Origin of the sequence: Mammaliicoccus sp. RAM2 (genome assembly GCF_045897195.1) — a bacterium.
GTDB classification, from domain to species: Bacteria; Bacillota; Bacilli; order Staphylococcales; family Staphylococcaceae; genus Mammaliicoccus; species Mammaliicoccus sciuri.
The window spans coordinates 279698-301051 of the sequence record NZ_JBJNWI010000001.1; the positions used below are offsets into that span (position 1 = coordinate 279698).

Annotated in this window: 26 protein-coding genes; 10 read left to right on the forward strand and 16 right to left on the reverse strand. The window is 32.1% G+C overall.

All coding sequences use genetic code 11. The features are described from left to right. Positions 1-237: 237 nt before the first annotated feature. From ygs to ACJTHF_RS01330, 3 genes are all read right to left on the reverse strand, one after another. Positions 238-618: a S1 domain-containing post-transcriptional regulator Ygs gene (gene ygs / locus ACJTHF_RS01320; protein WP_048540132.1), complete on the reverse strand. Its 381-nt coding sequence runs from the start codon at positions 616-618 to the stop codon at positions 238-240. 405 nt (positions 619-1023) lie between these two features. Then, positions 1024-1227, reverse strand: a complete 204-nt coding sequence (locus ACJTHF_RS01325; protein WP_025904699.1) for a hypothetical protein — start codon at positions 1225-1227, stop codon at positions 1024-1026. An 83-nt stretch (positions 1228-1310) separates the two neighbouring features. Next, positions 1311-1904 (reverse strand): peptidylprolyl isomerase, encoded by a 594-nt coding sequence (locus tag ACJTHF_RS01330; RefSeq protein ID WP_048540134.1) that lies wholly within the window; start codon positions 1902-1904, stop codon positions 1311-1313. Between the two features lie 76 nt (positions 1905-1980). On the opposite strand from ACJTHF_RS01330, the gene kapB reads away from it, so the two are divergent. From kapB to mnhG, 8 genes are all read left to right on the forward strand, one after another. Further along, entirely contained in the window at positions 1981-2358 is a 378-nt protein-coding gene (gene kapB, locus ACJTHF_RS01335) for a sporulation phosphorelay system protein KapB (protein WP_058591480.1), read from the forward strand. Positions 2359-2510: 152 nt separating this feature from the next. Further along, complete coding sequence (locus ACJTHF_RS01340; RefSeq protein WP_058591481.1) at positions 2511-4922, forward strand: Na+/H+ antiporter subunit A; 2412 nt, start codon at positions 2511-2513, stop codon at positions 4920-4922. After that, the gene (locus ACJTHF_RS01345; protein WP_025904695.1) at positions 4903-5331 is read left to right on the forward strand and encodes a Na(+)/H(+) antiporter subunit B; all 429 of its coding nucleotides are present in this window, start codon (positions 4903-4905) and stop codon (positions 5329-5331) included. Before ACJTHF_RS01340 ends, ACJTHF_RS01345 begins: the two co-directional genes overlap by 20 nt. Continuing rightward, positions 5331-5672: a Na(+)/H(+) antiporter subunit C gene (locus tag ACJTHF_RS01350; protein WP_025904694.1), complete on the forward strand. Its 342-nt coding sequence runs from the start codon at positions 5331-5333 to the stop codon at positions 5670-5672. Before ACJTHF_RS01345 ends, ACJTHF_RS01350 begins: the two co-directional genes overlap by 1 nt. Continuing rightward, positions 5665-7155, forward strand: a complete 1491-nt coding sequence (locus ACJTHF_RS01355) for a Na+/H+ antiporter subunit D (RefSeq protein WP_048540137.1) — start codon at positions 5665-5667, stop codon at positions 7153-7155. Before ACJTHF_RS01350 ends, ACJTHF_RS01355 begins: the two co-directional genes overlap by 8 nt. After that, on the forward strand, positions 7155-7637 hold the full coding sequence (locus ACJTHF_RS01360) for a Na+/H+ antiporter subunit E (protein WP_025904692.1): 483 nt from the start codon (positions 7155-7157) through the stop codon (positions 7635-7637). The genes ACJTHF_RS01355 and ACJTHF_RS01360 overlap by 1 nt, the downstream gene beginning before the upstream one ends. Further along, complete coding sequence (locus tag ACJTHF_RS01365) at positions 7634-7924, forward strand: Na(+)/H(+) antiporter subunit F1 (RefSeq protein WP_048540139.1); 291 nt, start codon at positions 7634-7636, stop codon at positions 7922-7924. Before ACJTHF_RS01360 ends, ACJTHF_RS01365 begins: the two co-directional genes overlap by 4 nt. Then, positions 7902-8243 carry a monovalent cation/H(+) antiporter subunit G gene (mnhG, locus tag ACJTHF_RS01370; protein WP_025904690.1) on the forward strand — a complete coding sequence of 114 codons (342 nt, stop codon included), beginning with the start codon at positions 7902-7904 and terminating at the stop codon, positions 8241-8243. The genes ACJTHF_RS01365 and mnhG overlap by 23 nt, the downstream gene beginning before the upstream one ends. Before the next feature lie 48 nt (positions 8244-8291). Here mnhG and ACJTHF_RS01375 read toward each other — a convergent pair whose 3' ends face one another. From ACJTHF_RS01375 to ACJTHF_RS01410, 8 genes are all read right to left on the reverse strand, one after another. Next, positions 8292-9173, reverse strand: a complete 882-nt coding sequence (locus ACJTHF_RS01375; RefSeq protein WP_058591483.1) for an SDR family oxidoreductase — start codon at positions 9171-9173, stop codon at positions 8292-8294. A 129-nt stretch (positions 9174-9302) separates the two neighbouring features. Continuing rightward, the gene (locus ACJTHF_RS01380; protein ID WP_058591484.1) at positions 9303-9671 is read right to left on the reverse strand and encodes a PaaI family thioesterase; all 369 of its coding nucleotides are present in this window, start codon (positions 9669-9671) and stop codon (positions 9303-9305) included. A gap of 23 nt (positions 9672-9694) precedes the next feature. Continuing rightward, entirely contained in the window at positions 9695-11008 is a 1314-nt protein-coding gene (locus ACJTHF_RS01385; protein ID WP_256891563.1) for a Na+/H+ antiporter family protein, read from the reverse strand. Positions 11009-11213: 205 nt separating this feature from the next. Beyond that, positions 11214-12689, reverse strand: a complete 1476-nt coding sequence (locus ACJTHF_RS01390) for a M17 family metallopeptidase (protein ID WP_106417857.1) — start codon at positions 12687-12689, stop codon at positions 11214-11216. Positions 12690-12706: 17 nt separating this feature from the next. Continuing rightward, complete coding sequence (locus ACJTHF_RS01395) at positions 12707-13027, reverse strand: YuiB family protein (protein WP_025904686.1); 321 nt, start codon at positions 13025-13027, stop codon at positions 12707-12709. A gap of 65 nt (positions 13028-13092) precedes the next feature. Next, positions 13093-14307: an NAD(P)/FAD-dependent oxidoreductase gene (locus ACJTHF_RS01400; protein WP_048540146.1), complete on the reverse strand. Its 1215-nt coding sequence runs from the start codon at positions 14305-14307 to the stop codon at positions 13093-13095. Between the two features lie 153 nt (positions 14308-14460). Then, complete coding sequence (locus tag ACJTHF_RS01405) at positions 14461-14820, reverse strand: HesB/IscA family protein (RefSeq protein ID WP_048540148.1); 360 nt, start codon at positions 14818-14820, stop codon at positions 14461-14463. 11 nt (positions 14821-14831) lie between these two features. Beyond that, positions 14832-15068 carry a YuzB family protein gene (locus tag ACJTHF_RS01410; RefSeq protein ID WP_025904683.1) on the reverse strand — a complete coding sequence of 79 codons (237 nt, stop codon included), beginning with the start codon at positions 15066-15068 and terminating at the stop codon, positions 14832-14834. Between the two features lie 153 nt (positions 15069-15221). On the opposite strand from ACJTHF_RS01410, the gene ACJTHF_RS01415 reads away from it, so the two are divergent. Then, entirely contained in the window at positions 15222-16286 is a 1065-nt protein-coding gene (locus ACJTHF_RS01415; RefSeq protein WP_058591486.1) for an NAD(P)/FAD-dependent oxidoreductase, read from the forward strand. 208 nt (positions 16287-16494) lie between these two features. Here the strand turns inward: ACJTHF_RS01415 and ACJTHF_RS01420 are convergent, their stop codons facing one another. Continuing rightward, complete coding sequence (locus ACJTHF_RS01420; RefSeq protein ID WP_048540152.1) at positions 16495-16821, reverse strand: YuzD family protein; 327 nt, start codon at positions 16819-16821, stop codon at positions 16495-16497. 109 nt (positions 16822-16930) lie between these two features. Here ACJTHF_RS01420 and ACJTHF_RS01425 point away from each other — a divergent pair, with 109 nt between their 5' ends. Continuing rightward, positions 16931-17173: a NifU family protein gene (locus tag ACJTHF_RS01425; RefSeq protein ID WP_025904405.1), complete on the forward strand. Its 243-nt coding sequence runs from the start codon at positions 16931-16933 to the stop codon at positions 17171-17173. Between the two features lie 68 nt (positions 17174-17241). Here the strand turns inward: ACJTHF_RS01425 and dltD are convergent, their stop codons facing one another. The 4 genes from dltD to dltA are packed head-to-tail and all read right to left on the reverse strand — an operon-like array spanning position 17242 to position 21350. Next, positions 17242-18423 (reverse strand): D-alanyl-lipoteichoic acid biosynthesis protein DltD, encoded by a 1182-nt coding sequence (dltD, locus tag ACJTHF_RS01430; protein ID WP_106417856.1) that lies wholly within the window; start codon positions 18421-18423, stop codon positions 17242-17244. After that, entirely contained in the window at positions 18420-18656 is a 237-nt protein-coding gene (gene dltC, locus ACJTHF_RS01435) for a D-alanine--poly(phosphoribitol) ligase subunit 2 (protein ID WP_048540156.1), read from the reverse strand. Before dltC ends, dltD begins: the two co-directional genes overlap by 4 nt. A 16-nt stretch (positions 18657-18672) precedes the next feature. After that, entirely contained in the window at positions 18673-19893 is a 1221-nt protein-coding gene (gene dltB / locus ACJTHF_RS01440; RefSeq protein WP_232156544.1) for a D-alanyl-lipoteichoic acid biosynthesis protein DltB, read from the reverse strand. After that, the gene (gene dltA / locus ACJTHF_RS01445) at positions 19890-21350 is read right to left on the reverse strand and encodes a D-alanine--poly(phosphoribitol) ligase subunit DltA (RefSeq protein WP_078355587.1); all 1461 of its coding nucleotides are present in this window, start codon (positions 21348-21350) and stop codon (positions 19890-19892) included. The genes dltB and dltA overlap by 4 nt, the downstream gene beginning before the upstream one ends. Positions 21351-21354 lie beyond the last annotated feature (4 nt).

A 21354-nucleotide genomic window follows, 5' to 3' on the forward strand; every position in this document is an offset into this window, starting at 1 on the left:
AACCTCCCTATGTTTATACGGGGTATTAAGAAACCCCTTACATTCCTATAATGACACACTTTTATAGATTACTTCAAGCTATTTTTTTCTGAATTTTTACAATAAAAATAAGTTGTAAATTTACTTCAAATAATTATTCAAAAAGCCGTTTAAATGTTCATTCAATGAAGTGATTTTTCGTATAAAAAAAGCCGGATTATCATGTAAGATATCCAGCTTATAAAGACGATAGATCATTTATTCGTCTTCAAAATGTTTATTTGATTGTTTAATCCACTTAGGCAACCTTTCTTCTAAAGGTTGAAACCCGTATTTTTCTGTCTCTCTAATTTCATCTAGAACTGAGCGCTTTTCTTTCTTACGTTCTTGTCTTTTGAAATATTCATTATCTTTAAGTGATAAATTCAACTTGCCATCCGCTTCAACTTTAATTATTTTAGCTTTTACTATCTGGCCAACACTAACAAATTGATTAAGGTTGTGCACGTAATCATTCATCACTTCAGAAATATGAATGAGACCTTCCACATGATCAGGGGTTTCAACAAAGGCGCCATATGGCTGAATGCCAGTCACTTTTACCTTTACAAACTGACCAACTTTATATTGTTTTCTCACTTTTAGAAAACCCCTTGTACTTGAAGTTATTAACTATTTCATCATAGCATAGTTATTTTTATTAAACCATTAATTTGATATATAATTCTGAAAATATTATGCATAAATATAAATCATCTACAAATTCATGAATTTATTATTAGATTAAGAAATAAGTATTCTATGCCGAAAATAGATTAAAGATTCTTTATTTGTTGTAGGATTTGTATTGGGATTTTGTGAGATATGTTGGGCGCTAACGATCTTGTTTTGATTTCTTGAACGTTAGAATTTCTAACGATCTTGTTTTTGAGTCTTGATCGTTAGCGCCCACCCCTCAACTCAACATTACATATAAAAAAGAGACTTCGACATACATATGCCTCAGTCTCTTCCTATATATAGTATTCGTTTGGAATGCTTTATTTACTTCTTATTGTTCTTTTTCTCCTCTTGCTCTAAATGATCCATTACTTGTTTTTCAAATGATTTCATTTTTTCTTCGTCTTTTTTAGATTTTTTACGGAACATCATAAATACGATATACGCCAAAATCATAAATAATATCAACGTAGCAACAGCAGGAATATATTCTAATTTATTATCTGGAAAATAAAGAAATTCCATCATAAGCCGACCACTCCCTTAGCAACTAAATTATACCAAAGATTGAGTCGAATGCATTGATTTTTTTATGACAATTGAATGTCGATTTATTTTATAATTTCAATTGTTTCAATTACTACGTCTTCAACTGGTTTATCGTTAGCGCCAACTTTAACGTTTGCGATTTCTTCAAGAACTGATTCACCTTCAACAATTTGACCAAATACAGAGTGTTTTTGGTCTAACCAAGGTGTACCGCCTTTTTCTGCATAACGATCAACGATTTCTTCAGGCCAACCACCATCTTTAAGTTGAGATAACATATTTGCTGGTACTTCTTTCATTTGTACAATGAAAAATTGTGAACCGTTTGTGTTTGGTCCAGCATTAGCCATAGATAACGCACCGTATAAGTTAAATGCTTGTAATGAGAATTCATCTTCAAAAGCACTTCCATAAATACTTTCGCCACCCATACCTGTACCAGTTGGGTCTCCACCTTGTACCATGAAGTCATTGATAACTCTATGGAAAATGATGCCATCATAATATTTTTTCTCAGCTAAACCGATGAAGTTTTCAACAGTTTTAGGTGCTAATTCAGGAAATAACTTGAATGTCATGTTTCCTTTAGTTGTTTTAATTTCTACAACTCTTTCACCTTCTAATATTTCATTTGTTAATTGAGGATAGTTTGTCATTTAATATTCTCCATTCATGTTAAAATAATTACAATAGTGATATCATAACATAATTTTTTAGAAAGGGGATATCAACATGTATTATCAATTTCCACACAAAACAGGTCAATATGTCGTAGAAATAGTTGAAGAAAAAGGAGACCAGTTTCTTGTTAAAGTATTAGCTGTTCTCAAACATCCTCGACAAGGAGATTTACATAGTCCAAATGAAGTTGAAAATGTTTTTTTCCATGAAAGAAAAGCTTTAAGCCAATTCGAAAAAAGATATACAACTGCACAGTTTTTAAAAGAGTATCCACATGATGTTCCAAATTACATTGATTCATTAAAATCATCATTAGCCGAACTTGAAGAAAAAATGATTAAAAGAAATAATGCATATAGTGAACAAGCTTTGAAGTGTATTGAACAATTAAAAATAGATTATTCACGTCAATACAAGGCAAATTTTTAGCAAACTTAAAAAAAATTATAAAAATTTATAACGTGTTTCTTCATATTTAAAAATAGCCTAAAAATTCTGAAAGATTGACTTGATAGTATTTTCAAGCAATAACTTTATTGTGTATAATAATATTTATAAGATTTTTGGAAGGAGGTTATTAAATGAGTTTGATACATATTATGATTTTGTTACCTTTAATCTTTGCAATCATAATACCAATTTTATACAGATTTTATAAAGGTATACATCTAGGATGGTTTGTACTACCTATTCCGATTATTATATTTAGTTATTTTATGTCATACATAAATGTTCCAGATTCGGAAAAACCATTCATTGTAATATGGGATTTCATGCCTAGATTAGGTATGAACTTCTCCGTTCATTTAGACGGACTAAGTTTATTATTCGCATCATTAATTACAGGGATTGGTGCGCTCGTTGTATTATATTCCATTACATATTTAAGTAAAAATGAATCACTCGGTAATTTTTATTGTTATTTACTTATGTTTATGGGAGCTATGTTAGGTGTTGTATTATCAGATAATCTATTAATGCTTTACCTATTCTGGGAATTAACATCTATTTCAAGTTTCTTACTTATCGCTTATTGGCGCCATAAACAATCGTCAATATATGGTGCGCAAAAGTCATTATTAATTACAGTGTTTGGTGGCTTAATGTTACTAGGTGGATTTATTTGTATCGCAATTGCAGGTAATTCTTGGAGTATTACCTCTTTAGTACAAAATGCCGCTGAAATTCAAAGTTCACCTTACTTTATTTTTGCAATGATTTTAATTTTAATTGGTGCTATGACTAAATCTGCACAATTTCCATTTCATATTTGGTTACCAGATGCAATGGAAGCACCTACACCAGTCAGTGCCTATTTGCACTCAGCAACAATGGTTAAAGCAGGTATATATTTAGTTGCTCGTACAACACCAATTTTTGCAGCAAGTGCTGGATTTGTTTGGGCGGTAACTGCTATCGGATTAATCACATTGTTCTGGGCATCATTTAACGCTGTAAAACAACAAGATTTAAAAGGTATTTTAGCATTCTCAACAGTTTCACAGCTCGGTATGATTATGTCCATGCTTGGAATCGGTGCTGTCAGTTATCATTATTCTGGTGAAGAAAGTCAATTATTCTTAGCTAGTATTATCGCTGCAGTATTCCATTTAATTAACCACGCAACATTTAAAGGTGCATTATTCATGATTACGGGAACAATCGATCATGAAGTTGGTACAAGAGACATTAAAAAATTAGGCGGTTTAATGACCATCATGCCAATTTCTTGTACGTTCACAATTATTACTGCTTTAAGCATGGCGGGTGTTCCACCATTTAATGGTTTCTTATCTAAGGAAATGTTCTTAACAGCAATGTTTGATAGTCATCAAGCTGATATATTTGGTTTATCAACACTTGGGTACTTATTACCGATAGTTGCGATTGTTGGTAGTATCTTTACGTTTGTATATTCATTTAAATATGTACATGAAATATTCTTTGGAGACTATAAACCTGAAGCTTTACCTAAGAAACCACACGAAGCACCGTTACTTATGTTATTGCCGACAGGTATTTTGACATTCTTAGTTGTGTTATTTGGTTTATTCCCAAATATATTAAGCAACAGTATTATTGCACCAGCAGTAAGAGCAATTGCACCATTCGCTGATGCGCCTGATGTTCATATATCTCATTGGCACGGTATAACACCTGCTTTAATAGGTACGTTAATCGTATTTATTATAGGTTTTATATTATTTAAATCAGTAGAAAAATGGTTCAATATTTATAGCATTCAACCTGAATACTTAACGTTTAATTATTATTACGACAGAGGTATTCAATTAAGTTCTTATATTTCAAACAAAATAACGCAAAGCTATATGACTGGATTTATCAGATCATATTTAATGTATATTTTCGCATTCTTTATCATTATGACTGCACTCACGTTATTTACACATCCTGTAAGTGTTGCATTCGATAATATAAGCGAAATTAGACCATATGAAGTCATTTTAATGGGTTTAATTTTAGTAAGTACATTCTGTATCGTATTAGCTAAGTCAAGACTATTTAGCATCATTATGTTAGCTGCAGTTGGTTATTCAGTTGCTTTATTCTTTGTATTCTTTGGTGCGCCAGACTTAGCACTGACACAATTATCAATTGAAACAATTTCAACTGCCCTATTCTTACTATGTTTCTATCATTTACCTAAAATGAGTAGACATGATGAAAATAGAAACTTTAAAATCGGTAACTTTATCATTGCGATTTGTGTTGGAATTGGAGTTATTACAATCGGATTAATTTCATATGGAAATAGACATTTTGATTCTATTTCTCAATATTATATAGATAATGTATACGATCTAGCCGCTGGGAAAAACATGGTAAACGTTATTCTTGTTGACTTCCGTGGATTCGATACATTATTCGAGTCAGCTGTTTTAGGTATTGCAGGATTAGGTATTTACACATTAGTTAAATTAAGAGACAAGGATAAAGATGGAGGTGAAGAACATGAAGAAACAATCAAATGATGTATTCTTTCAGTTTAATGCCATTATCATTTTCCTAATTATTATGATGTATGCTGTTTCTATCTTCTTTGGTGGACACTATACACCAGGCGGCGGTTTTGTAGGTGGATTATTACTTTCATCTGCAGTCATTATTATCGGTATAGCCTTTGATACTAAAACTTTAAAGAAAATGTTCCCATTTGACTTTAAATTAGTAACAGCAACTGGTTTGTTCTTCTGTGTTCTAACACCAATCTTAAGTTGGACATATAACAAAACATTTTTCACACATAAATTTGGAGAATTTCATCTTCCTATCTTTGGTGAAGTTCATTGGCATACAGCAATGCTATTTGATTTAGGTGTATTACTAGCTGTTGTGGGTACTGCCATTACTATCATATTAGCGATTGGAGAGAATGAATAATGGAAATATTAATGATTTTCGTTGCAGGTATTATTATATCCGTATCAGTGTACCTTGTTCTCTCTAAAAGTTTAATTAGGATTATTATTGGTACTACATTACTATCCCATGGCGTACATTTAATGTTACTGACAATGGGCGGATTGAAAAAAGGTGCCTTACCTATTGAAGAAGAAGGTATTAAGAACTATGTTGACCCATTACCACAAGCATTGATCTTAACTGCCATCGTAATAGCTTTCGCTGTTACAGCATTCTTCTTAGTATTAGCTTTTAGAAGTTATAAGGAATTGGGAACTGATAATTTAGAAGAGATGAAGGAGGTACCGAAAGATGAGTAATTTGATTATTGTACCTCTTGTCATTACATTTTTAACTGCCGTTACGTTAATTTTTGTCGGTCACAGACCTTATGTTAAACGTAAAGTGGTATTAACAGGGTTCTCGTTAGCATTATTAGTGAGTTTATACAACCTCTACCACATATATATGAATGGAACACAAACTTTAAACTTAGGTAGCTGGCCCGTTCCATACAGCATTGTTATATATGTGGATATGTTAAGTGCACTACTCGTAACTGTGAGTTTACTGATTACGCTTATCGTACTCATATACTCTCACCAATCAATTGGTCTCCATCGTGAAAGATATTTTTATTACTTTGGTGTTTCAATGATGGTTACAGGTGTTAACGGCGCATTTATGACTGGTGACTTATTTAACTTATTCGTATTTTTCGAAGTATTTTTAATGTCATCATATTTATTACTTGTTATTGGTGGTACTAAAATCCAACTACAAGAAAGTATTAAATATATACTCGTTAATGTATTAACATCTGCATTCTTTGTATTAGGTGTCGGTATGCTTTACTCAATTACTGGCACATTAAATATGGGAGATCTACATGTTAAATTCGCAGAACTTTCAGGAACAAATTTAAATATCGTTGTTATTACATTTATCATGTTTCTATTCGTATTTGCGACTAAAGCAGGTATGTTCCCACTGTATTTCTGGTTACCTGGAGCATATTATGCACCACCAATTCCGATTATCGCACTATTTGGTGCTTTATTAACTAAAGTTGGTGTATATGCAATTATGCGTACGTTTAGCTTATTCTATTCAACGAATAGTGAATTTATTACGCAAACGTTAATTGTTCTGTCAATCCTAACAATCATCATGGGTTGTATTGGTGCTATTGCCTATTACGATGTTAAAAAGATTATCATTTATAATATTATGATCGCGATTGGTGTTATCCTAATTGGCGCTGCAATGATGGATAAAAACGGCATGATGGGAAGTATCTATTACTTGCTACATGACATGATTATCAAAGCTGCTTTATTCTTATTAATTGGGGTCATTATTAAAATAACTGGTACGCCTGATTTAAGAAAGTTCAGTGGATTAATCAATCACTATCCAGTTCTTGGTTGGATTTATTTTATAGCTGCCCTGTCGTTAGCTGGTATACCACCATTAAGTGGATTCTATGGTAAATATATCATCGTAATGTCTACATTTGAAAATGGTTATTACATAAGTGGTATTATCGTTCTTTTATCAAGTTTATGTGTACTCTATTCTGTAATGCGCATTTTCTTAATGGCATTTTGGGGTGAAGAAAAAGGTTATATTTATAACCCTAAACTACCAATCAATAAATTAATGATTGCATCAGTAGCCATTACAATAGTAGCCATTCTATTTGGACTTGGAGCAGACTACTTATATCCATTAGTGGAAAAAGCTGCATTACCATTCTATAACCCAGAAACTTATGTTAATGCGTTAGGAGGCGATTATTAATGGCGATACAAGTACTCATAAATGTTCTTTTAGCTGCATTATGGATGATGCTTTCAGATACTTATACATTTGGTGCATTTGTATTTGGTTATCTATTTGGTATATTGTTCGTCTTAGTAGCCTTACCGCTTCTTCCAGGCAAACATTTATACTTACGTCCTGTTTGGAAATCACTTATTTTAGCAGTTATATTTATGAAAGAATTAATTTTAGCGAATATAGATGTTATTCGAATAGTTATACAAAAAGAAATCCATAATAAGCCGGCATTTTTCGCTTATCCTACAGATTTAGATAAGGATTGGGAAATTAGTTTATTATCACAATTAATCACTTTAACACCAGGAACAATCGTCGTAGCAATTTCAGATGACAAAAAAACACTTTATATTCATTCAATTGATTTTTCAGATATTGATTCTGAAGTTAGTGCGATTAAAGATTCATTTGAAAAAGCTATCAAGGAGGTGAGCATACGATGACAAATATATTCGTTATTATTGCGATTATCATCGTTGCACTCTCTATGATTGGTATGCTGATTCGTGTCATTATTGGTCCTACTCTAGCTGATAGAGTCATTGCGCTCGACGCATTAGGTATTACATTAATGGCCATAATAGCTTTATTCTCAGTATTAACTCATACTAGATATTTATTCGTTATACTTTTATTAATAGGTATATTAGCATTCTTAGGTACTGCAGCATTTGCGAAATTTATGGATAAAGGAGAGATCATTGAAAATGATAGAAACGATTCTTATTAGTATCTCAATTTTTATGATGGTCATAGGTGCTTGCTTTAGCTTTTTCGCAGCGTTAGGTATTCTAAGATTACCAGATGTCTTTTCTCGTGCACACGCCTCTGGAAAAGCTTCTACATTAGGCGTTATGCTTATCTTGTTAGGTGTATTGATATACTTTATCGCTAAAGAAGGACATTTCAATGTTCAACTACTACTAGGTATTATCTTTATATTCATAACAGGTCCGTTAGCAGGTCACTTAGTTTCAAGAAGTGCTTACTATATGGGCGTTAGACCTAGTGAAAGAACAATTCGCGATGATTTAAAAGATGCAAAATAAAAAAGTTGTTGCAGTGATTATTTCACTAGCAACAACTTTTTATTTATATTAATTTATTGGTGCGCCACCAGTTACACCATATACTTGTCCTGTGATATAACTTGCACTATCTGATGCAAGTAAAACATACACTTCTGCTAATTCGACTGGTTGACCTGCTCTTTGTAAAGGCTGATTTTTTCCAAAGTCTGGTATGTTATCCTGTGGTTGACCACCTGATATTTGTAATGGTGTCCATATTGGTCCAGGTGCAACACTATTCACACGAATGCCTTTTTCTCCAAGTTGAGCAGCTAAACTTTTCGTTAATGATATATTGCAACTTTTTGTCATCGCATAATCTACCAAATGGGCACTTGGTTTAAAACCTTGTATAGATGATGTAATAATAATACTACTACCTTCTTTTAAATATTGAAGCGATTCTTGTATTGTAGCTATACCAGAAAAAACATTCACTTCGAATGTATCTCTAAGATTATCTTCTGATAAATTTTGAATGTCATATTCATATTGTTGTATACCTGCGTTCAGTACAACTATGTCCAAGCCACCTAATTTATTTTGCGCTTCTTGGACGAGTTGCTTAGGGAAGTTTCGATTTCTTAAATCTCCAGGAATTAGTACACATTTTTGACCAGCTTTTTCTATAATACTTTTTACTTCTTCAGCATCTTCTTTTTCATCTTGAATATAATTAATCGCGACATCTGCACCTTCTTTACCATAAGCGATTGCAGCAGCACGACCTATTCCAGAATCTCCTCCAGTTACAAGTGCTTTCTTACCTTTCAATTTCTCTGAACCTAAATAGGACTCTTCACCACAATCTGGAACAGGATTCATATTTTTCTGAATACCTGGATAATTTTGTGGTTGTTTATCATATTGGTCATAATAGTAAGCTGTTAAAGGATTGTGCTTAGTCATAATATATCCTCCTTAAATTATATATACTATATGTATACCCTTTATTGAGATATTTAAAAATATATATACCAATAAGAATAAAAAGCGATCAATACAAATATATGATTGTTCGCTTTTTATATGATTAAATTATCTTTTTTGTTTAATTGCTATTGTTGCTCTTACTATGGAAATAAGTTGTTCTTTTTCGTCAATAACTTTAACATCCCATACTTGTGTTGTTCTTCCAATATGAAGTGCTTGACCTATTGCTCGAACTGTACCTGATCGAGTTGACTTTATATGATTTGCGTTGATTTCTAATCCTAACGGAATTTCGTCTTCACTTGAAGCGTAATGAGCACCCATTGATGCTGCTGTTTCTGCTAATGCTATTGTTGCACCGCCATGTAGGAATCCGAATGGTTGTTTAACTTTATCCGTTACTGGCATCGTCATTTCGATATAGCCATGTCTTGATTCGATTGTTTCTATTCCAAAGTTCTCTATTAAATCCATATGATTAATCCCCCTTAATCATACTATAATACCATTGCAGCAATAAATCCAAAAATAATTAACGGGATATTATATATTAAGAAGTTCGGTATACATGTATCTCTAATATGATCGTGTTCACCGTCAACATTTAAACCAGCTGTTGGTCCTAAAGTTGAATCACTTGCAGGACTACCTGAATCACCTAACGCGCCTGCTGTTCCGATAACTGCGATTAATGCCATAGTGCTAAGTCCAATTTCTTGTCCAAATGGAATAAATAAACTAGCAATAATTGGAATTGTCGCAAATGATGATCCTATGCCTAGTGTTACAACAAGACCAATAACGTACATCATTATAATACTGAATGCTTTATTATCTCCTGTAATTGATGCTAGACTTTCAACTAGTGAACCTACTTCATTTGTAGCGCTCATCACACCTGCAAATCCGTTTGCAGTTAAAATCACAACACCAATGTATGCCATGATTTGAATACCTTCAACTAATTTAGCATCTAATTCTCTCCAGTTATATAATCCTGAGAAGAAGAATATTAAGATCCCTGCTAATGCACCAAAAATCATAGATTCCGTTAATGTTTGAACAACGAATGTTCCTAAAATTGCTAAGCCCGTCACAATTAATGGATATGGCTTTAATGTCTTCGTTTCTTCGTCTTCTTCTACTTTAATTGTTTTATATGTTCTAGGTTTCCAGTACATAATAATCGCAACAATTAATCCAAATACATAGCCCATTGAAGGAATTAACATCGCTTTCCAAATACTATTGAATTCTATATCTACATTTGCTTTTCCAAATGCATCAAAGATAATAGATTGGAATATATGACCATAACCATAAGGGAATAAAATATAAGGGAAACATAGTCCGAAACCAATAACTGTAGCAATTAATCTTCTATCCATTTGTAGTTCATTAAATAAGCTTAGTAATGGTGGTATAAGAATAGGTATAAATGCGATATGGACAGGTATGATATTTTGACTGAGTACTGAAATTACTAGTAATACAGCTACTAATAATATTTTTATTTTTAATCTACTTTTCTGTGAATTTTCTTTTTTCATTGATGTAATGATTTTTCCTACGATGTAGTCAGTTATACCACTATAAGAAATCAGTGCTGCAAATCCACCTAATAATGCATAAGACAATGCAACTTCTGAACCATCAACGATTGTTTTACCAAATGTGGAAATGACTTTATCAACAGACATTCCACTTAATAAACCACCTGTTAATGCACCTATGAATATACTTAGTACAACATTTAAACGCATTAAACAAAGTATAATCATCACAATAACAGCTACTAATACTGCATTTATTTCCAAAAAGACCCTCTCCATTCTTTAGTTCTCTACCACGATAAAGTGAAATAATGAATTTATCATATCAGTTGAGAAATAGCATGTCAACATCTCAATAATTAGTCCGAATATTCAGAATCATATTTAGTCATAATTAAAGCGGGATCCAAACCTATCATAGTCCATAGATTTTTTATCCCGCTTTATATATGATTGACTGATTTTATTTATTTTTTAAGAAATGAAGTACTGTTGGTATCATAGCACCAGTCGCACCCTTTGAACCTTTGAATGAATCAGTCTCTGTTTCCCCTGAACCGGCAATATCAAAGTGTAAGTGTGGTATTTCATCACTAAAATGTGTTACAAATGCTGCTGCAAATAAAGCTTTACCGTTTTTATTTAAAATACAGTTAGTTAAATCTGCAACTTCTGAAGATTTAATATCTTGTTTCTCTTCATCTGTTATTGGTAATTCAAAACTTACTTCATTTGAATATTTTGCAGCTTGTTTCACATCATCAATGTATTGATCAGCATCGCTTGAGAATATCCCCGTTTTCCCTAAACCTAATGCTGCAACGACAGCTCCTGTTAATGTCGCAAAGTTCATAATAAGTTCTGGCTTATATTGTTTAACGAATGAAACAGCATCACCTAATACTAATCTTCCTTCAGCATCCGTATTTGTTATTTCAACTGTTTCTCCACTTAATGCAGTATATACATCATCTGGTTTCATTGCATTGCTTGAAATCATATTTTCAGCTAATGGTAATACTGCTACTACATGAATTGGTAATTGTAATTTGTTGATAGCATGCATCATACCTACTACGTTACTTGCACCACTCATGTCATATTTCATCGTTGGCATACCTGTTTTAGATTTAATTTGGTAACCACCTGAATCGTATGTTACACCTTTACCTACAAGCGCAATTGGATCTTGTGTTGAACCTTTATATTCAAGCACGACTAAACGAGGTGGATTTATAGATCCTTTACCAACTGCATCTAATAAACCAATACCTTCTTCTCTAATTTCATCTTCATTTTTAATCGTGACATTTACTTGTGAATCTTTAAAGTGTTGTTCAATTTCGTTTGCGAAATAATCTGGTGTTAAAATATTCGGTGGTGTTTGTGAATATGTTCTCGCTAAATTAACACTCTCTCCTAAAATTTCACCTTGATTAATAAATGTCGTGACATCTTCAGTTGTCGTTGTAACATAGTTAATAACTGTGTTAACATTTGCTGATTTGTTTGATTTATACGTATCAAATACAAATGTAGCTTGTGTGAATAACCAACCAAAACGATAAGCACGTTCTTGATTAGATACATTTTGTGATACAAACGTATCATCTAATAGATGTACTTCTTCAATTCTATTACTTTGTAAATATCTGCTTAAATTTCCGTACACAATTTGATAGTCATTTTCTTTAATTTCTTTTAAGTTACTTAACCCTACTGCAATTAATTTAACGACTTGTCCATTTATGATAATCGCTGTACTTGTGATTTTACCAAGCTCACTACTAATAATTTGTTGTTTTTTTAAATTTTCAAGTTGTCCGTCTAAAATTTGATTAATTTCATCAAAATTGTGCATTTGATTTAAGTGACTTGGACAACCGATTACAATCGGAAGTTCATTATAAGAATATGTTTCTTTAATTTTTATATTCATCATTATTATCCCCTTTGTTAAAACATTGAATAACCGCTTCTTCGTAAATTCCTTATAACAAATCCTGCGACAATAGCGCCAATCCATCCTGAACCAAGCATTAATATATCCGCAGTATGTATATGTGTTAAACCTGTAATAAGTTTTGAAAATGCAGTTGCTGGATCTGTAAAGTACATAGCAGTGGAAATTTTATCTACAATTGCAAAAATAACAAATGGATAAAGTACGACCATTAACCAAGTACCTTTTAATAGCATATTTAATATAAAAGCGATTCCAAAAAACAGAACAAAAAATAATGCCATAGATATAATAACTTGCGGTAAAGATATCATAGCTAACCTCCTTTAAAAAAAGAGACCCGCCTAATAGCAGGTCTCTACACTTAATAATGAATCAATTAGAATTTACCTTTTTTATAGGCTAATCCGATACCACCAATTTTGAAAATTGCACGAGTATCGATAACTTTTTTCATGAATGCTGCTTTTTTACCAGTAATTTCACGACCCATAACAACACCAACACCATCATGGCTACCTAATGAACATACAGTACCTTTGTCATCGTATGCGAATGGCTCTGTTTTCTCACCATTGAAGATGTTTTTAATGTTTTTAGCAAGGTGTTCACCTTGTTGCATAGCGATTTGTGCTGTTGTTGGAAGTGGACGCTTGTTGTCTCCTTCACCAGCCATAACAGCTGAACAGTCACCAATTACGAAGATATCATCATAGTTGTCGATTGATAAATCATCTTTAACTACGATACGACCACGTTTAACGCCGTCAAATGATTCTTCCATCAATTTACTACCTCTAACACCTGCAGCCCAAATAGCTGTGTTAGCTTCTAAAGTTTGTTCTTCGTCATTAACTTTAACTACGAAACCTTTTTCATTACAAGCAACGATTGGAGTAGAAATTTTGAATTCAACGCCACGTTCTTCTAAATATTTAACAACGTAGTTCACTAAGTTTTCAGAGAACATAGGTAACATTTTTGGAGCAGCTTCAACACAAGTGATTTTAACTTTAGATTGATCTACACCGTATTTTTTACATAATTCAGGAATACGTTCTGTTAATTCACCTAATAATTCAACACCAGTGAATCCAGCGCCACCTACTAAGATTGCTAAATCATTTTCATCTTTTTCTTTAGATGCAGCATAATTAGCAAATTTATCTTCGATATGTTTAGCAATACGACGAGAAGTGTTAATGTTTTCGATTTGTAAAGCATGTTCTTTCATACCTTCAATACCGAATGTTTCACTTTCAAATCCTAATGCAACAACAAGAATATCATATTCGAATACACCGTTAGATGTTTCAACTGTTTTAGCATCTTTGTTGATTTTTGTTACTTCTGCTTTAACGAAGTTTACTTTATTTCTGTCGATTACATTTGTAATTGGGTATAAAGCATCCTCATAGTTTAAAGTACCTGCAGAAGCTTCGTGTAACCATGTAGCTTCGTAGTGATAATCGTTTTTGTTGATTAATGTAACATCAACGTCTTGGTTTGAAACTAATTTTTGCAATTTAGTTACTGTTTGTAAGCCAGCGTATCCTGCCCCTAATACTAGAACTTTTTTACGTTCAAATCCCATTATTTTCACCTATACTTTCTAAATTTTGTTTGACACTTATAGGAAAGTTGTGTCACTTTGTGTTTTTCCTCACAAATAAAGATAATACTATTTACATACAAGTTTTATTGTATATTTTTATAAAGATAAATTCAAGTGTGACATATCAATTCCTTAGCATTGTTCTGGCGTACCTGAAACGTCTCTTGTCTTAAATGAACTTCCGCAACCACAAGCTGCAATAGCATTAGGGTTTTCAATCGCAAATCCGCCACCCATTAAAGATGTCTTAAAGTCAATTGTTGTACCATTTAAAATTGGTGCATCGTTTTTATCTACTAACACTTTCACACCATAAAACTCTAGAACTTCATCATTCTCAGCCGGTTCTTCTTCTGCTGACATTCCGTAAGAAAGTCCTGTACAACCGCCACCTTTAACAGATACTTTCAAATAACCATTTGGCATATCGTTATTTTTCATCATATCTTTAACTTCATAAGCTGCTGCTTCAGTTAATATAACAGTTGACATATTTATTCCTCCTAAAAAATCCAATTTTCTTCTATATGACTATATATATTTTCAAGTAATTCTTCTGGTGTTTCTCCCTTGACCATATCTCCATTGACTAATGCATATAACCCTCTAGCACATGGTCCACAATTTTGTAGACAACCGTATTCCAATACATCTACTTCTGGATCATTGTCGAGCTTGTTAAACACTACATCAGCACCTTTGGCCAAGTTTGAAATACAAAATTCGACAATTGGGTTCAATGTGTTCACCTACTCACTTTTTATTCATTAAACTATTTTAACATTCATTGTAGTTTATGCCAAAAACGATTATACTAAAAGTATACTTATATATTATAAAATATATACATACAAATTTGTAGAAATTTGATTTATGGACAAAGGAGAATAACGATGAAAAGCTTAGTATTATTAGGGGGCGGATACGGTAATATGCGCTTAATGAAAGAAATACTTCCTAGCACATTACCTTCCGATTATTCAATTACGCTGATTGATCGTATGCCATTTCACGGTTTAAAAACAGAGTTCTACGCATTAGCAGCAGGCACAAAACCAGATAAAGATATTCGTGTTCAATTTCCAAAAGATAAAAAAATTAATACAGTATACGGGGAAATTACTGATATTGATTTAGACAATCAAATTGTTTCAGTTGGAGATACACGAGTTGATTATGATGAACTTGTAATAGGTCTAGGTTGTGAAGACAAATATCACAACGTACCTGGCGCAAAAGAATATACCTATAGTATTCAAACTGTACAAAACGCACGCAAAACATACCAAGCAATATGTGACTTACCAAGTGATGCAACTGTAGGTATCGTCGGTGCAGGATTAAGTGGTATAGAACTTGCAAGTGAATTACGTGAAAGTAGACAAGATATTAAAATTAAACTTTTTGATAGAGGTTCACGAATTTTACCTGCATTCCCAGAGAAATTAAGTAAATACGTAAAAAAATGGTTTGATAAACATAATGTAGAAGTTGTACCAAATTCAAATATCACTAAAGTTGAACCCGGACAACTTTATAACAATGAAGATATTCATAACGTTGATTTAGTTGTATGGACTGCCGGTATACAACCAGTTGAAATCGTTAGAAATCTTCCAGTTGATACAAACGACGGTAGAAGGGTTATCGTAAATCAATATCATCAAATTCCAACATATCCAAATGTATATATTGTAGGCGATTGTGCAGCATTACCTCATGCACCAAGCGCATATTTAGCAGAAATACAAGCTGATCAAATCGCTGAAGTCATGAAATTACAATGGGCAAACAAACCATTACCTGAAAAGATGCCAGAATTGAAACCACAAGGATTTGTAGGTTCACTTGGTGAAAAACAAGGCTTCGCTTATTTAATGGAACAAACCGTAACAGGTCGTTTAGCAAGAGTCATTAAATCAGGTGTTCTATGGTTATATAAATATCATAACGGATAAGAAAAAAGTAGCAGATTACTCTGCTACTTTTTTTCTATTGTATGTGGGGGGGTGGTTGGAAGTGAAGATGTGAGTTAACTGCCTCTTTAACTCACATCTTTGGCGAGCTCTTGGCTTTATTCAGGAGTTAAGCCATGACTTGACTTTTCTCACATCTATACTCTACCCAACTCACCTGTCCCCAATTAACTCCCTAAATTATTCATTTTTATTGTTCTACTGCTACGTGTTCATCTATAAATTTTGTTACTGGCTTTAATTGAACATAACCATCTGCTACGTATTCATCATTGATTGTTACAAGTGGATAGAAAAGTTCGTCTTCGTTTATTCTTTCGATAAATTGTTGGTCGTGATCTGTTAAATTTTCTGTTTGTTTCATAATATCAATATATGTGTATTCAAGGTTTAACTCTGGATATTTTCTTCCTAAAATTGCTTGTAACCATTCAAATGTGTCTTTAGATGATGGTGCATTTACACAACTTGCACATACAACATCAGCTCCATAAATTACTATACTTGCCTTGGACATTTTAGCATCCCCCTAGTTTCATGAATAGATTTTTTACCTTATTTCTATTATAATAGATAAATAAGATTAATGTATCTAATAACACTTGATGAGAGGAGTATTAATATATATGGCTACCGAACAACAAACAATGTTTGATCAAGTTAGTGATGTACTCGAAAAGTTAAGACCATTCTTATTACGTGATGGTGGCGACTGTGAATTAGTAGATGTTGATGACGGGATTGTTAAATTACGTCTACTTGGTGCTTGTGGTACTTGCCCAAGTTCTACTATTACGCTAAAAGCTGGCATAGAACGTGCTTTATTAGAAGAAGTACCTGGCGTAGTGGAAGTAGAACAAGTATTCTAACTTCATAATTAATAAAAAACAGGACATCGTTTATAAACGATGTCCTGTTTTTTATTTCCTAGGTAATATTAATGATACTGTCTACTCACTTTTCCATCATATGTTCCATTGATATGTTGTATCATTTGTTCATTAATATATACCCAGCCTTTCCATCCTATATGAACGGCGTCTGTTATTACATACGGTTCATATTCTTTATCGGTTAAATCGTATACTTTCATATCATTCTTTTGAATCATGTGATTGATTTTCTCATATACCGCTTCACGTTTTTCTTTATCCACATGAATATGATCATACCATTTTCCATTTGCTGGAATCACAATAAACAATGGGTCTGCTTTAGCTTCTTTTAAAGTATCGATTAATAATTGTAAATCATCAAATTCTTTCGAATGCATATTAAACTCGTAATTACGATTATATCTTTTACGTTGCTGTTTTAATAAATGCCAATATTTATCATTCATACCAAATTTGTTTGTTCTTGAATGTTGTGCGCCATATTCTGATGCGTATAACTTCAAGTCATTCCAATTCATATGATTAAAATGATGGTGTTCTTTTCTATGTAACTTTGCTTTTTCTTGTCCAAAAATTGATTTCAAAGCGTCGTGTTTTTCATAGATATTTTTTTCAAAATCATTCATAAATGTACCTTCATCATAATGATGATTTTCTTTTCCTATGACTGATTTCAAGTATGGGTCTGATTTTAATTGTTTAAATTGCGCTAATCTTTTAGCAAAACGATCTTTAATTTCTGGACTTAACACTTTATTTTTAAATAAGTGATTAGCTTGTAATGGTGAAAAGCGAGCACTAAAGTTATCATTTGTCAGTCCATGATCTGTAAACCATTGTGGCGAAATAATAATCGCTATTTTTTTACCTTTTAGATTATGTGCTTGGCTTCCCATATTAATTGCATGAATTAAATCAGTTGATCCACCCGTACCTATTAGATATGGTTGCAATTTCGCTTTTTTGTCATTCAAGATATACGCTGGATGGAAGATGTCTTGTTTTTCCAATTCACTTGACCCAAAGATTGGATAGAAATTTTTACTTAATAACATTTCTTCTTGTGAGTGCACACCTTTTAGTACTGTATCATCTAAAGATATCGCTTCGTTATTAATACTGTCATACTTTGAAAATGATTTAATCCATTCTACTGGTACGAGTAAAAATAAACCGAATAATAAACCACTTATTAATAATGGTAACAATAACTTTAATTTCATTGTAATTCCTTAAGTACTGCTATAATTTTATTTGGTGTTGCCCACTCATCTCTATCAAAATCAGTAATTGTTACATCAATGCCTAAATTATTTTGAATTTCTAATAATAACCCTACTGTCGCAAATGAATCGATAATGCCTTCTTCAAATATTTCAATATCAGGATTTTCTTTAACGATATCATTTTCTGCAACTTCTGCTAAAATATTTAAAACACTCTCTTCAAAATTCATAATATAACTCCCTTATTTAATGTATTAACTTGCCTGAGAAAAGTAAAAATCCAAATGCTATACAATGGAATGTAATTAAAATTGCTACTATGTTCATAATGCTTGGATTCATCTTTATAGGATGTTTTTTACGCCATTGTTCGTAATAGCCATACCCAATAAATAGCAATGCATGATATAAACCATACAAAATATAATGCCATTCAATACCATGCCAAATACCCATAATAAAGAAATTCAAGAAAAATCCTAAATTAGATATTAATGATTTATCTTTTAATAATTTTTCTTTAGATACCCAAAATACAAATCGCATATATACGCAATCTCTAAACCAAAATGATAAACTCATATGCCATCTATTCCAGAAATCTTTAATATTTTTAGCTTTAAATGGTTGGTTAAAGTTAACAGGTGTTTGCACACCAAATAAATAACTAAATGCAATTGCAAATAAACTGTATCCTGCAAAATCAAAGAATAAATAGAAACTATAACCATACATATAATATAAGTAATTTAAAAATGTTGGATCCGTGTCTATTGGTACAACTTTTATTACATACTCATTTATGTAATAAGCAATGATATATTTATACAAGAATCCCATAAACACCATATGTATGGCTTTGATAAGCATGTCATAGTACTTTTCAGGTTCTATTGTCTTCTCTTCATCTTTAATAAAGCGTTTATATCGATCTATTGGACCAGATGAGATTGTTGGAAAGAATGTAATAAAATCGATTAATTTCATCGTATCAATAGACTTAATTCGACTATCACGAATTTCCATAATGAGTTGAATGCTCTTAAATGCAATATAAGAAATTCCTAAAAATCCAATAAATTCAATGACTCTATTACCATGTATTGTAAGTTGATGTGTTCCAAGCCAACTACTTTGTAATACTTTGACAATAATTAAAGGTAATATAGATAAAAATATTGCACTCACATATAACTTAAAGTTGTTTGTTTTCTTTACGAGCGTGTTATAAGTTCTAATCAAAACAACTTGATAACATACATACAGTGCAAAGAAAATGAGTTGATAACTTAAATATTGATTATCGAATAAATTTTTACTGTCATCCGAAAATATTAAAACAAGCATAATTAAGGTTATTACTCTATTGTATATAAGACTTTTCTTACCGATTAATCCTAAAATAATAACGGGTAACATTAAGATTAAACAGATGTAGAAATAAGTAAAATCTCCATATGGTGTCATGAATTTAACCTCTCTAATACTTTGTTGCGATCTAATTTACCGTTAGACGTTAAAGGTAGCTGTTTAGCATAGCTAAATTTTCTAGGAATCATGTATTCAGGTAAATGTAATTTCAATTCATGTTTCAAATGCATTGTCATATCATTTTCACTTTCTAACTCATCAGCTATCGGCACAATTGTTGCATGTAAATATTGGATTTTCTCACCCTGTTTGATTGGTGAAATGACAGCTTGTTTAACATCTGGTAAGTGTTCAAGTACGCTTTCAATTTCTTCAAGTTCCATACGATAACCATTGATCTTAATTTGAAAATCAATTCTTCCGTTAATGAACCAATAACCATCTCGATAAGTTGCTTTGTCACCTGTATGATAATTTAATTGGCCATCAATGATTTTAAACACTTTATTATGTTTTTCTTCATCTTTTAAGTAACCTTGGCTCACACTTTTGCCTATAATAATTAATTCACCTTCATCTGTTAACTTCAATTCACTATTTGGGCGTACTTTGCCTATTGGTAAAGGTTTAAATTGATCCAGTATTTCTTGCGTGATTTGTATACTCGTTACAGCAACTGTAGCTTCAGTTGGTCCATATGTATTATAAATAGTTGATGTCGTAAACAAATCATGTAATTTCTGTGCTGTTTTATGACTTAATATCTCTCCACAGAAGAAGAACTGCTTTAATTTCGGATGTTGTGTTTCATTAAAATTAGGCAATAACAGACACATTTCTAAAAATGAAGGTGTAGATACCCAGCTTTCTATTGCTTTATGTTCGAGTAATTCATATAATTGTTTAGGCTTTTCAATCATCTTCTTATCGACAAGTTGAAGTGTACCGCCAGTCATTAAACACGGATAAATGGCCATAACAGACAAGTCAAAAGAAAACGGCGCTTGATTTAACCACATTCTATGCTCGCCTATTTGATTTAATTCCAGCATCCATTCTGTAAAATCAACAAGACTTTCATATCTTATTTGTACACCTTTTGGTAATCCTGTAGATCCAGATGTAAATATTGTATAAACAATGTCTTTATCAATTATTCTCTTGAAGTCTTGATCCACTGATTCAACAGCAAGTATTTCTTCTATCGTTATTTGCTTTACATGTAAATTATTCAATAAATTTCCAGTTGTGTTCAAAATAAAAACAGGCTCAACCTTCTCAATGATATGCTCTATTCTTTCTAATGGAATAGAAGTATCAATTGGAACGTAACCAATGCCTGCTTTCATACTCGCGATCATTCCCACAATCATATAAGGTGACATATGACCATAAAGTACTATAGGCTTTTCAGAACTTTTAATTAAAGTAGCTAATTTATTAGAATAAAGATCTAATTCACCATAAGTCATTACTTCATCTCTATAGTTTATCGCAACCTTATCAGCATGCCACTTATTCATAAATGTTACTTTTTCTAAGATGTCCCTCATAAAC

What these genes read in the sequence shown, in the direction of transcription:
- dltD (WP_106417856.1), bottom strand. Translation starts at nt 18,423, where the DNA reads ATGAAATTAAAGTTATTGTTACCATTATTAATAAGTGGTTTATTATTC.
- ACJTHF_RS01405 (WP_048540148.1), bottom strand. Translation starts at nt 14,820, where the DNA reads ATGTCAACTGTTATATTAACTGAAGCAGCAGCTTATGAAGTTAAAGAT.
- ACJTHF_RS01345 (WP_025904695.1), top strand. Translation starts at nt 4,903, where the DNA reads ATGAAGAAACAATCAAATGATGTATTCTTTCAGTTTAATGCCATTATC.
- ACJTHF_RS01325 (WP_025904699.1), bottom strand. Translation starts at nt 1,227, where the DNA reads ATGATGGAATTTCTTTATTTTCCAGATAATAAATTAGAATATATTCCT.
- dltC (WP_048540156.1), bottom strand. Translation starts at nt 18,656, where the DNA reads ATGAATTTTGAAGAGAGTGTTTTAAATATTTTAGCAGAAGTTGCAGAA.
- ACJTHF_RS01395 (WP_025904686.1), bottom strand. Translation starts at nt 13,027, where the DNA reads ATGATATCTTTACCGCAAGTTATTATATCTATGGCATTATTTTTTGTT.
- ACJTHF_RS01360 (WP_025904692.1), top strand. Translation starts at nt 7,155, where the DNA reads ATGGCGATACAAGTACTCATAAATGTTCTTTTAGCTGCATTATGGATG.
- ACJTHF_RS01420 (WP_048540152.1), bottom strand. Translation starts at nt 16,821, where the DNA reads ATGTCCAAGGCAAGTATAGTAATTTATGGAGCTGATGTTGTATGTGCA.
- ACJTHF_RS01375 (WP_058591483.1), bottom strand. Translation starts at nt 9,173, where the DNA reads ATGACTAAGCACAATCCTTTAACAGCTTACTATTATGACCAATATGAT.
- ACJTHF_RS01390 (WP_106417857.1), bottom strand. Translation starts at nt 12,689, where the DNA reads ATGAATATAAAAATTAAAGAAACATATTCTTATAATGAACTTCCGATT.
- kapB (WP_058591480.1), top strand. Translation starts at nt 1,981, where the DNA reads ATGTATTATCAATTTCCACACAAAACAGGTCAATATGTCGTAGAAATA.
- ACJTHF_RS01340 (WP_058591481.1), top strand. Translation starts at nt 2,511, where the DNA reads ATGAGTTTGATACATATTATGATTTTGTTACCTTTAATCTTTGCAATC.
- ACJTHF_RS01330 (WP_048540134.1), bottom strand. Translation starts at nt 1,904, where the DNA reads ATGACAAACTATCCTCAATTAACAAATGAAATATTAGAAGGTGAAAGA.
- ACJTHF_RS01355 (WP_048540137.1), top strand. Translation starts at nt 5,665, where the DNA reads ATGAGTAATTTGATTATTGTACCTCTTGTCATTACATTTTTAACTGCC.
- ACJTHF_RS01365 (WP_048540139.1), top strand. Translation starts at nt 7,634, where the DNA reads ATGACAAATATATTCGTTATTATTGCGATTATCATCGTTGCACTCTCT.
- dltB (WP_232156544.1), bottom strand. Translation starts at nt 19,893, where the DNA reads ATGACACCATATGGAGATTTTACTTATTTCTACATCTGTTTAATCTTA.
- ACJTHF_RS01380 (WP_058591484.1), bottom strand. Translation starts at nt 9,671, where the DNA reads ATGGATTTAATAGAGAACTTTGGAATAGAAACAATCGAATCAAGACAT.
- ACJTHF_RS01350 (WP_025904694.1), top strand. Translation starts at nt 5,331, where the DNA reads ATGGAAATATTAATGATTTTCGTTGCAGGTATTATTATATCCGTATCA.
- dltA (WP_078355587.1), bottom strand. Translation starts at nt 21,350, where the DNA reads ATGAGGGACATCTTAGAAAAAGTAACATTTATGAATAAGTGGCATGCT.
- ACJTHF_RS01415 (WP_058591486.1), top strand. Translation starts at nt 15,222, where the DNA reads ATGAAAAGCTTAGTATTATTAGGGGGCGGATACGGTAATATGCGCTTA.
- ACJTHF_RS01400 (WP_048540146.1), bottom strand. Translation starts at nt 14,307, where the DNA reads ATGGGATTTGAACGTAAAAAAGTTCTAGTATTAGGGGCAGGATACGCT.
- mnhG (WP_025904690.1), top strand. Translation starts at nt 7,902, where the DNA reads ATGATAGAAACGATTCTTATTAGTATCTCAATTTTTATGATGGTCATA.
- ACJTHF_RS01425 (WP_025904405.1), top strand. Translation starts at nt 16,931, where the DNA reads ATGGCTACCGAACAACAAACAATGTTTGATCAAGTTAGTGATGTACTC.